Source organism: Desertihabitans aurantiacus (assembly GCF_003344635.1).
GTDB classification, from domain to species: domain Bacteria; phylum Actinomycetota; class Actinomycetes; order Propionibacteriales; family Propionibacteriaceae; genus Desertihabitans; species Desertihabitans aurantiacus.
Genome location: NZ_QPKK01000141.1, coordinates 1 through 10,211, shown reverse-complemented (window position 1 = coordinate 10,211; position 10,211 = coordinate 1). Strand labels below are relative to the sequence as shown.

Sequence of the window (10,211 nt, the reverse complement as noted above, 5' to 3'; positions counted from 1 at the left end):
GGCCGAGCGAGGCCGAGATCGCCGCGCTGGACGCCGCCCTGCCCGACCAGCCGCGCCGGCTGGCCGTGGTGCTCAGCGGCGACTGGTTGCCGACCACGCCGGAGCGTCCGGCGGTCCGCGCCGGGTGGCAGCACGCGGTCGAGGCCGCCGAGATCGCCGCCCGCGCCGTCGGGCTCGAGCTCGGGCGCCGCGCCGACCAGCACGCCCCCTTCCACCCCGGACGCTGCGCCGCGCTGACGGTGGGCGAGGAGGTGGTCGGCCACGCCGGCGAGCTGCACCCGACGGTGTGCGAGGCCTTCGGCGTCCCGGCCAGGACCTGCGCCATGGAGCTCGACCTCGACCGGCTGGTCGCCCTCGCCCCGCGCGGCGGCTCGGTGGTGCCGATCTCCACCCTGCCGGTGGCCAAGATCGACATCGCCGTGGTGGTGCCGGCCGAGACCCCGCAGGCCGAGGTGCAGGCTGCGCTGGTCGAGGGCGGGGGAGAGCTCGTCGAGTCGATCCGGCTGTTCGACGTCTACACCTCCGACGCCCTCGGCCCCGGCCGCAAGTCGTTGGCCTACGCGCTGCTGCTGCGCGCCCCGGACCGCACCCTCACCGACGCCGAGGCGATGCAGGTCCGCGACGCCGCCGTGGCCCTGGCCGCCGAACGCTGCGGGGCCGAGCTGCGCAGCTGACGCGACGCCTCGAGGCCGACCCGGCCCCGACGCCCTGAGCCGATCCCAACGCCCTGAGCCGATCCCAACGCCCTGAGCCGATCCCAACTCCCTGAGCCGACCCCAACGCCCTGAGCCGATCCCAACTCCCTGAGCCGACCCCAACGCCCTGAGCCGATCCCAACGCCCTGAGCCGATCCCAACTCCCTGAGCCTGTCGAAGGGCGATCGACCGGGACACCTGCGAAACCAGTTCGCATAACTATGCGACCTCTGACATAGTTATGCCTATGGTTTCCGTAGCGGTCGCCGGTTGCACCGGGTACGCAGGAGGCGAGCTGCTGCGCCTCCTGCTGTCCCATCCCGAGGTGGAGGTGGGCGCGCTCACCGCGGGCTCGAGCGCCGGCCGACGCCTGGGTGAGCTGCAGCCGCACCTCGGCCCGCTGGCCGACCGGGTGGTGCAGGAGAGCACGCCCGAGGTGCTCGGCGGCCACGACGTGGTCTTCCTCGCCCTGCCGCACGGCACCTCCGCGGCGATCGCGGCCGAGCTGGGCGAGGACTGCCTGGTGGTCGACTGCGGGGCCGACTTCCGGCTCGCCGACCCCGCGGACTGGCAGCAGTTCTACGGCACCGAGCACGCCGGCACCTGGCCCTACGGGCTGCCCGAGCTGCCCGGCCAGCGCGAGGTGCTCGCGGGTGCCCACCGGGTCGCGGTGCCCGGCTGCTACCCGACCTCGGCCACCCTGGCCCTGGCCCCGGCCGTCGGCGCCGGGCTGGTGGACGGTCGCGACGTCGTGGTGGTCGCCGCCAGCGGGCCGTCCGGGGCGGGCAAGTCGCTGAAACCGCACCTGCTCGGCTCGGAGCTGATGGGCTCGGCCAGCGCCTACGGCGTGGGCGGGGTGCACCGCCACGTGCCGGAGATCCGGCAGAACCTGCGCACCCTCGGCGCGACCGACCCCACCGTCTCCTTCACCCCGGTGCTGGTGCCGATGTCGCGCGGCATCCTCAGCACCTGCAGCGCCCCGCTGCAGCCGGGCGTGGACGCCGAGCGCGCCCGCGCCGTGTACGCCGAGGCGCTGGCCGACGAGCCGTTCGTCACCCTGCTGCCCGAGGGGCAGTGGCCGCAGACCCAGTCGGTGCTCGGCAGCAACACCGTCCACCTCCAGGTCGCGGTGGACGCCGCCGCCGGTCGGCTGGTGGTCGTGGTGGCGCTGGACAACCTCACCAAGGGCACCGCCGGTGGCGCGGTGCAGTCGATGAACCTGGCGCTCGGTCTGCCCGAGACGCTCGGCCTGCCGCTGGTGGGGGTGGCCCCGTGAGCGACAGCGAACACCGGCAGACACCCGTGAGCGACAGCGAACACCAGCAGGCACCCATGAGCACCTCCGCGCAGGACGCCGGGCGCACCGGGGTGACCGCTGCGGCCGGGTTCGCCGCCGCCGGCGTCACCGCCGGTCTGAAGCCGAGCGGCAACCCCGACCTGGCCGTCGTCCACAACCTCGGACCCGACCAGCACGCCGCCGCGGTGTTCACCACCAACCGCGTCGAGGCGGCGCCCGTCACCTGGAGCCGCGGCGTGGTCGCTGACGGCGTGGTCTCGGCGGTGGTGCTCAACTCCGGCGGCGCCAACGCCTGCACCGGACCCCGCGGGCTCACCGACGCCACCACGATGGCCGCGACCACCGCCGACGCCCTCGGGGTGGAGGCCGGCGACGTCGTCGTCTGCTCCACCGGGCTGATCGGCACCTACCTGCCGATGGACCGGGTCACCGCCGGGATCGCCGCCTGCGTCCCCGCCCTCTCCACCGACGGCGGCGCCGCGGCCTCCAGGGCCATCATGACCACCGACACCCGGCCCAAGGAGGCCAGTCGTCTCGTCGACGGCCCGACCGGCTCCTGGACGGTGGGCGGGATGGCCAAGGGCGCGGGGATGCTCGCCCCGGGGCTGGCGACCATGCTCGTCGTCCTCACCACCGACGCCCGCGCGACCCCCGACGTGCTGCGGGAGGCGCTGGCGGAGGCCTGCCGGCTGACCTTCGACCGGGCCGACAGCGACGGCTGCATGTCGACCAACGACACCGTGCTGCTGATGGCCAGCGGCGCCAGCGGTGTCGAGGTGGGCGCGGCCGAGCTCGTCCCCGAGCTCACCTCCGTCTGCGCCGACCTCGCCGCCGGGCTGATCGACGACGCCGAGGGGGCCGCGCACACCATCGCGGTCACCGTGCGCTCGGCGGCCAGTGAGGACGACGCGGTCGAGGTGGCCCGGGCGGTGGCCCGCAGCAACCTCTTCAAGTGCGCCGTCTTCGGCCGCGACCCCAACTGGGGGCGGGTGCTGGCCGCGGTCGGCACCACCAGCGCCGCCTTCGAGCCGTCCGCCCTCGACGTGGCCTTCAACGGCGTCCAGGTGTGCCGCTCCGGCGCGATCGGTGAGGACCGCTCGCTGGTCGACCTCTCCGGCCGTGAGGTCGTCGTCGAGATCGACCTGCACGCCGGCCCGGCCCAGGCGACCGTCTGGACCAACGACCTCACCCACGACTACGTCACCGAGAACTCGGAGTACTCCACATGAACCCGACCGACGGACGCTCGGCCCGGCCGGCCGGCCCCGGCACCGTGCTGCGGGAGCCGAACGACCACGCCGAGCTGATCCGCAAGGCCTCCATCCTCACCGAGGCGCTGCCGTGGATGGAGACCTACGCCGGACGCACGGTGGTCATCAAGTACGGCGGCAACGCGATGATCGACGACGAGCTGAAGGCCGCCTTCGCCTCCGACATCGTCTTCATGAAGCGCTGCGGCCTGCACCCGGTGGTGGTGCACGGCGGCGGCCCGCAGATCTCGGCGATGCTCGACCGGCTCGACATCCGCTCGGAGTTCCGCGGCGGCTTCCGGGTCACCACCGCCGAGGCGATGGAGATCATCCGGATGGTGCTCGTCGGCCAGGTCGGCCGCGAGCTGGTCGGGCTGATCAACGCCCACTCCCCGCTCGCGGTGGGGATGTCGGGGGAGGACGGTGGGCTGTTCACCGCCGAGACCCGCACCACCGTGGTGGACGGCGAGGAGGTCGACCTCGGTCTGGTCGGCGACGTGGTCGGTGTGCGCACCGGAGCCATCCAGGGGCTGATCGACGCCGGCCGGATCCCGGTGGTGGCCAGCATCGCCCCCGACGTCGACGGCGTGGTGCACAACGTCAACGCCGACACCGCCGCGGCCGCGCTGGCGGTCGCGCTGGAGGCCGAGCGGCTGGTGGTGCTCACCGACGTCGAGGGGCTCTACCGCGACTGGCCCTCCTCCGACGACGTCATCAAGGAGATCGAGGCGAGCGCGCTGCGGGAGATGCTGCCCTCGCTGGCCTCGGGCATGGTGCCGAAGATGGAGGCCTGCCTGCGGGCGGTCGACGGCGGCCTGACCCGCGCCACCATCAGCGACGGCCGGGTGCCGCACGCGCTGCTGCTGGAGATCTTCACCAATGCCGGGATCGGCACGATGGTCACCCAGGACGGGCTGATCCGCCACGGCAGCCGGGTGTTCCCGGCCGCCACCGGCATCCCCGCCGACGAGCTCTACAACGGAGGCCGGCCATGAGCCAGACCACACCCGGCACCACGGTCGCCGACGCCGCCAGGCTGGCGCCGGCGCTCTCCGAGGGTGCCACCACCGCCGCCGTCCTGCAGGGCTACCAGCAGTCGATGATCGGGGTCTTCGGCACCCCGAAGCGCGTGTTCGTGCGCGGTGAGGGCGTGCACGTCTGGGACGCCGAGGGCCGCAAGCACCTCGACCTGCTGTCCGGCCTGGCGGTCACCGCCCTCGGCCACGCGCACCCCTTCGTGCTCTCGGCCATCACCAGCCAGCTCTCCACGCTGGGTCACGTGTCGAACTTCTTCGCCACCCCGGCCCAGGTCGCGCTGGCCGAGCGGCTGGCCGCGATCGCCGGCGGCGGGCCCGACCTGCCGGCCAAGGTGTTCTTCACCAACTCCGGCACCGAGGCCAACGAGGCCGCGCTGAAGATCACCCGCCGCACCGGACGCACCAGGGTGGTCGCCGCCGAGGGCGCCTTCCACGGCCGGACCATGGGCGCCCTCTCGCTGACCGCGAAGGCGTCCTACCGCGAGCCGTTCGAGCCGCTGCCCGGCGACGTCGTCTTCGTCCCCTACGGCGACGCCGCCGCGCTGGCCGCCGCGGTCGACGAGACGGTGGCCGCGGTGGTGCTGGAGCCGATCCAGGGCGAGAACGGGGTGGTCACCCCGCCCGCGGACTACCTGGCCGAGGCCCGGCGGATCACCCGCCAGCACGGCGCCCTGCTCTGGCTGGACGAGGTGCAGACCGGGATGGGACGCACCGGCAGCTGGCTGGCCTCCCGCGCCGGGGAGCACCCGGTCACCGCCGACCTGGTCACCGTGGCCAAGGGGCTCGGCAACGGGTTCCCGGTCGGGGCCTGCATCGCGACCGGTGCTGCCGCCGAGCTGCTCGGGGCCGGGGACCACGGCACCACCTTCGGCGGCAACCCGGTGGCCGCCATCGCCGGTCTCGCGGTGATCTCGGTGATCGAGCGGGACGGGCTGCTGGCCAACGCCACCGCCCGGGGCGAGCAGCTGCGCGAGGCGGTGGAGGCGCTCGGCTCACCGCTGGTCGCGGGCGTGACCGGACGCGGACTGCTGCGCGGCATCCGGCTGCACCAGCCGCTCGCCCCCGCGCTCGCCGACGCCGCGCTCGAGGCCGGCTTCATCGTCAACGCCCCGCGGCCCGACGTGCTGCGGGTCGCCCCGCCGCTGATCGTCACCGCCGACCAGCTGCAGACCTTCCTCGACGCCCTGCCCGGGCTGCTCGAGAGCGCCGCCGGAGGAGCCGCATGACCGTCCGCCACCTGCTCGCCGACGACGACCTGACCGCGGCTGAGCAGAGCCGCGTGCTCGACCTGGCCGCCCGGCTCAAGGCCGACCCCTTCTCGGTGCCGGTGCTGAGCGGGCCGCGCAGCGTCGCGATCATCTCCGACAAGCCGACCCTGCGCACCCAGGTGAGCTTCGCCGCCGGGATCGCCGAGCTGCAGGGCCACCCGATGCTGGTCGACGGCCGGCTGGCTGGGATCGGCACCCGCGAGTCCGTGCCGGACGTCGCCCGGGTGCTGGGACGCCAGGTGGCCGCGATCGTCTGGCGCAGCTACGCCCAGACCGACCTGGAGACGATGGCCGAGCACGCCGGCGTCCCGGTGGTCAACGCGCTCACCGACGCCTACCACCCCTGCCAGCTGCTGGCCGACCTGCTGACCATCCGCGAGCACCGCGGCACCCTTGCCGGGCAGCGGGTGGGCTGGATCGGCGACGGGGCCAACAACGTCGCCGCCTCCACGCTGCTGGCCGGTGCGCTGGCCGGGATGCACCTGCAGGTGGTGGCCCCCGAGGGCTACCAGCCCGCGGAGGACGTCCTCGCCCGGGCGCGGGCCCTGGCGGCGACCAGCGGTGGGTCGGTGCAGGTGAGCACCGATCCCGGCGTGCTGGCCGGGGCCGACGTGCTCGTCACCGACACCTGGGTCTCGATGGGCAGCGAGGCCGAGGCCGCGGAGCGGGAGGCCGTGCTCGGCCCGTACCGCCTCACCACCGAGGTGGCCGAGACGGCACCGGACGGCATCGTGCTGCACTGCCTGCCGGCCTACCGGGGCAAGGAGATCGACGCCGAGGTGATCGACGGGCCGCGGTCGGTGGTCTGGGACCAGGCCGAGAACCGCCGCCACGCCCAGAAGGCGGTGCTGGCGCTGCTCTGCGTCGGGTTCGGCGAGCTGGCGGGGGAGCACCAGCGATGAACCGCCCGATCACCCGCGCCGCCCGGCACGCCCGCATCATCGAGCTGATCGAGGCCGGCGGGGTCACCTCGCAGGCCCAGCTGGCCGACCGGCTCGCCGCCGACCAGATGGCGGTCAGCCAGGGCACCCTGTCCCGCGACCTGGTCGAGATCGGGGCCGTCCGGGTGCGCACCGGCGACGGGCTGGTCTACCGGGTGCCGTCGGAGGGCGAGCGGGCCATCCCGGCCTCCGAGACCGAGACCGCTGACGCCCGGCTGGCCCGGCTCTGCGGGGAGGTGCTGATCTCGGCGGAGGGCTCGGCCAACCTGGCGGTGCTGCGCACCCCGCCGGGCGCGGCGCAGTACTTCGCCTCCGCGATCGACCACGCCGCCTGGTCGCAGGTGCTCGGCACCATCGCCGGCGACGACACGGTGATGGTCATCAGCCGGGAGCCCGACGGCGGGCCCGACCTGGCAGCGCAGCTGCTGGGGCTGACCACGGGACGGGTGCCATGACGAACGAGGAGACGGACGGCGTGACGGTGGAGCAGGGCAGCGGGGTCGCGGCGGGACGGCTGTGGGGCGGTCGGTTCGCCGGCGGCCCGGCCGAGGCGATGGCCGAGCTCTCCCGCTCCACCGCCTTCGACTGGCGGCTCGCCCCGCACGACCTCGACGGCTCGGTGGCCCACGCCAACGCGCTGCTGCGGGTCGGGCTGCTGACCGCCGAGGAGCACACCGCGATGGTCGAGGAGCTGCGGCGGATCCGCGCCGACGTCCTCGAGGGCACCCTCGGCCCCGACCCCGACGACGAGGACGTGCACGGCGCCCTGGAGCGCATCCTCGTCGAGCGGGTGGGCCCCGACCTGGGCGGACGCCTGCGTGCCGGCCGCTCCCGCAACGACCAGATCGCCACCCTCGTCCGGCGCTACCTGCGCACCGAGCTCGCGGTGGTGCTGACCGCGGTGCTGGAGGTGGTCGACGCCCTCGCCGACCAGGCCGAGCGGCACCTCGGCGCCGTGATGCCCGGACGCACCCACCTCCAGCACGCCCAGCCGGTGCTGCTCTCGCACCACCTGCTCGCCCACGCCTGGCCGCTGCTGCGCGACGGGGCCCGGGTGGTCGACCTCGACCGCCGGCTCGGGCTCAGCCCGTACGGGTCCAGCGCCCTGGCCGGCAGCTCGCTGGGCCTCGACCCGGAGGCGATCGCGGCCGACCTGGGCTTCGAGGGCAGCGTGGCCAACTCGATCGACGGCACGGCGGCGCGCGACCTGGTCGCCGAGGCCGCCTTCGTGCTGGCCCAGGTGGGGGTCGACCTGTCCCGGCTCAGCGAGGACGTCATCCTCTGGTGCACCTCGGAGTTCGGCTTCGCCACCCTCGACGACGCCTGGTCGACGGGGTCGAGCATCATGCCGCAGAAGAAGAACCCCGACGTCGCCGAGCTGGCCCGGGGCAAGGCGGGACGGCTGATCGGCAACCTCACCGGGCTGCTCGCCACCCTCAAGGGCCTGCCGCTGGCCTACAACCGCGACCTGCAGGAGGACAAGGAGCCGGTCTTCGACTCCCTCGACCAGCTGCGGGTGCTGGTGCCGGCGGTGGCCGGGATGGTCGGCACGCTGACCTTCCACCCCGAGCGGATGGCCGCGCTGGCGCCGCAGGGGTTCTCCCTGGCCACCGACGTGGCGGACTGGTTGGTGCGACGGCGGGTGCCCTTCGCCGAGGCGCACGAGATCGCCGGCGCCTGCGTCCGCTACTGCGAGCAGCGCGGCCTCGAGCTGCAGCAGCTCACGCCCGACGACCTCGCCGCCGTCTCGGAGCACCTGCGGCCGGAGCTGGTGGCCGAGCTCGATGTCGAGGCCTCGGTGGCCGCCCGGGACCAGCGGGGTGGCACGGCGCCGTCGCGGGTGGCCGAGCAGCTGCAGGAGGTGCGCGCCGAGACGGAGCGGCTGCGCACCTGGGCCCGTGGCTACATTGGGCCGCGTGACTGACGTCCTGGAGGAGCTGACCTGGCGGGGGCTGATCGCCCACTGCACCGACCTCGACGACCTGCGCGCCCACCTGGGCAGCGGTCCGGTCAGCTACTACGTCGGTTTCGACCCCACGGCGCCGAGCCTGCACATGGGCAACCTGGTGCAGCTGATCGTCGCCGGGCACCTGCAGCGGGCCGGGCACCGTCCGGTGATCCTCGTCGGCGGCTCGACCGGCCTGATCGGGGACCCCAAGCAGACCGGTGAGCGGGTGCTCAACGACCCGGACGTGGTGGCCGGCTGGGTGCGGCGGATCCAGGCCCAGGTGGCGCGTTACCTCGACGTCGACGGGGAGAACGCCGCCACCGTGGTGAACAACCTCGACTGGACCGGACCGCTGTCGACGATCGAGTTCCTGCGTGACGTCGGCAAGCACTTCCCGGTGAACCGGATGCTGGCCCGCGACGTGGTGCGGACCCGGCTCGACTCCGGCATCTCCTACACCGAGTTCTCCTACGTGCTGCTGCAGTCGCTGGACTACCGCGAGCTGTTCCGCCGACACGGCGTGACGCTGCAGTTCGGCGGCAGCGACCAGTGGGGCAACATCACCGCCGGGGTGGAGCTGATCCGCCGTTCCGAGGGGGAGCGAGTGCACGCGCTGGCGACCCCGCTGCTGACCAAGGCCGACGGCACCAAGTTCGGCAAGACCGAGAGCGGCACCGTCTGGCTCGACCCCGAGCTCACCTCGCCCTACGCCTTCCACCAGTTCTTCCTCAACGCCGAGGACGCCAAGGTGGTCGAGTACCTCAAGGTGTTCACCGGGCGCTCCCGGGAGGAGATCGAGGAGCTGGCGGAGCTGACCGAGCGCGAGCCGCACCGCCGCGCCGCCCAGAAGGCGCTGGCCGACGACATCACCGCGTTCGTGCACTCCGAGCGCGAGCGGGACGAGGCGGTGGATGCCGCCGGCGCGCTGTTCGGACGCACCGAGCTCGGCGAGCTCAGCGAGTCCGCCCTGGCCGGGGCGATGCGCGAGGTCGGGGCGGTACCGCTCCGCGGGGACGAGCTGCCGACGGTGGCGGAGGCCATGGAGCTGGCGGGGGTGGTGCCGAGCCGCTCGGCCGCCCGCCGGGCCATCGCCGAGGGCGGCGCCTACGTCAACAACCAGAAGGTGACCGACCCGGAGGCCCGGCTGTCGGAGGGCGACCTGCTGCACCGTCGCTGGGTGGTGCTGCGGCGTGGCCGCCGTACCGTCGGCGCCGTCTCGCGTGCAAGCTGAGACGGTCCCACCGAAGTGTGACGACGACCACCCCGGCCCGGGTTGCGCGACTGACGACCCGGGCGTAATGTTCTCCGAGTCGCCAGGGCGGAGCAGCCCGGACCGAGGGGCAGAGCCCCGAGGATCCGAGCTCCGAACAGCGGCCACCCAACCGAGACGATCACGGTGAGGTGCGTCCTCACCAGGACCACCAGAGACCGGGGTCGGAGCGCGGGCGGGTGCCGGAAGCGGAAACCGGGGTTTGACTCCGGTGAGGCGGATGGGTAACGTTAGGCGAGTTGCCCCGAGGGCTGGCGGTGAGCTGGTTCGAGGTGTGTGGGTGATTCTTGAGAACTCAACAGTGTGCTTTAAGGTCATTGCCAGTTTTTTTTGGTTTCCGTCGGCCTTGTCTGCCTTTTGGGGTGGGTGGGGTTGGTGGTTTCTTTGAGTGATTGTGTAAGGCTCCGTGTCTCTGGTTTTCCTTCTGGGGGTGCGGGGTGTCATGGTCTGCTCTTTTGTTTGATATGGACGCCCTTTGGGGTGTTTGTTTTCGATGGAGAGTTTG

At 73.4% G+C, this 10,211-nt stretch carries 9 protein-coding genes; all 9 read left to right on the top strand.

Going from position 1 to position 10,211, the window contains the following annotated elements; genetic code table 11:
- Window positions 1–674: phenylalanine--tRNA ligase subunit beta-related protein (locus DVA66_RS12105; RefSeq protein WP_456297811.1), on the top strand; the 674-nt coding region annotated here is incomplete at its 5' end.
- A gap of 262 nt (window positions 675–936) precedes the next feature.
- Window positions 937–1,971: an N-acetyl-gamma-glutamyl-phosphate reductase gene (gene argC, locus DVA66_RS12100; RefSeq protein ID WP_198671701.1), complete on the top strand. Its 1,035-nt coding sequence runs from the start codon at window positions 937–939 to the stop codon at window positions 1,969–1,971.
- A gap of 56 nt (window positions 1,972–2,027) precedes the next feature.
- On the top strand, window positions 2,028–3,221 hold the full coding sequence (argJ, locus tag DVA66_RS12095; protein WP_114560319.1) for a bifunctional glutamate N-acetyltransferase/amino-acid acetyltransferase ArgJ: 1,194 nt from the start codon (window positions 2,028–2,030) through the stop codon (window positions 3,219–3,221).
- Window positions 3,222–3,337: 116 nt separating this feature from the next.
- Complete coding sequence (argB, locus tag DVA66_RS12090; RefSeq protein WP_232821927.1) at window positions 3,338–4,237, top strand: acetylglutamate kinase; 900 nt, start codon at window positions 3,338–3,340, stop codon at window positions 4,235–4,237.
- Entirely contained in the window at window positions 4,234–5,505 is a 1,272-nt protein-coding gene (locus tag DVA66_RS12085; protein ID WP_114560317.1) for an acetylornithine transaminase, read from the top strand. Before argB ends, DVA66_RS12085 begins: the two co-directional genes overlap by 4 nt.
- Window positions 5,502–6,449 carry an ornithine carbamoyltransferase gene (gene argF / locus DVA66_RS12080; protein WP_114560316.1) on the top strand — a complete coding sequence of 316 codons (948 nt, stop codon included), beginning with the start codon at window positions 5,502–5,504 and terminating at the stop codon, window positions 6,447–6,449. Before DVA66_RS12085 ends, argF begins: the two co-directional genes overlap by 4 nt.
- Window positions 6,446–6,943, top strand: coding sequence for an arginine repressor (locus DVA66_RS12075; RefSeq protein ID WP_114560315.1), 498 nt, complete (start codon window positions 6,446–6,448; stop codon window positions 6,941–6,943). The genes argF and DVA66_RS12075 overlap by 4 nt, the downstream gene beginning before the upstream one ends.
- Entirely contained in the window at window positions 6,940–8,412 is a 1,473-nt protein-coding gene (argH, locus tag DVA66_RS12070) for an argininosuccinate lyase (protein WP_114560314.1), read from the top strand. Before DVA66_RS12075 ends, argH begins: the two co-directional genes overlap by 4 nt.
- Window positions 8,405–9,667, top strand: coding sequence for a tyrosine--tRNA ligase (gene tyrS / locus DVA66_RS12065; protein WP_114560321.1), 1,263 nt, complete (start codon window positions 8,405–8,407; stop codon window positions 9,665–9,667). Before argH ends, tyrS begins: the two co-directional genes overlap by 8 nt.
- The last annotated feature ends 544 nt before the right edge of the window (window positions 9,668–10,211 follow it).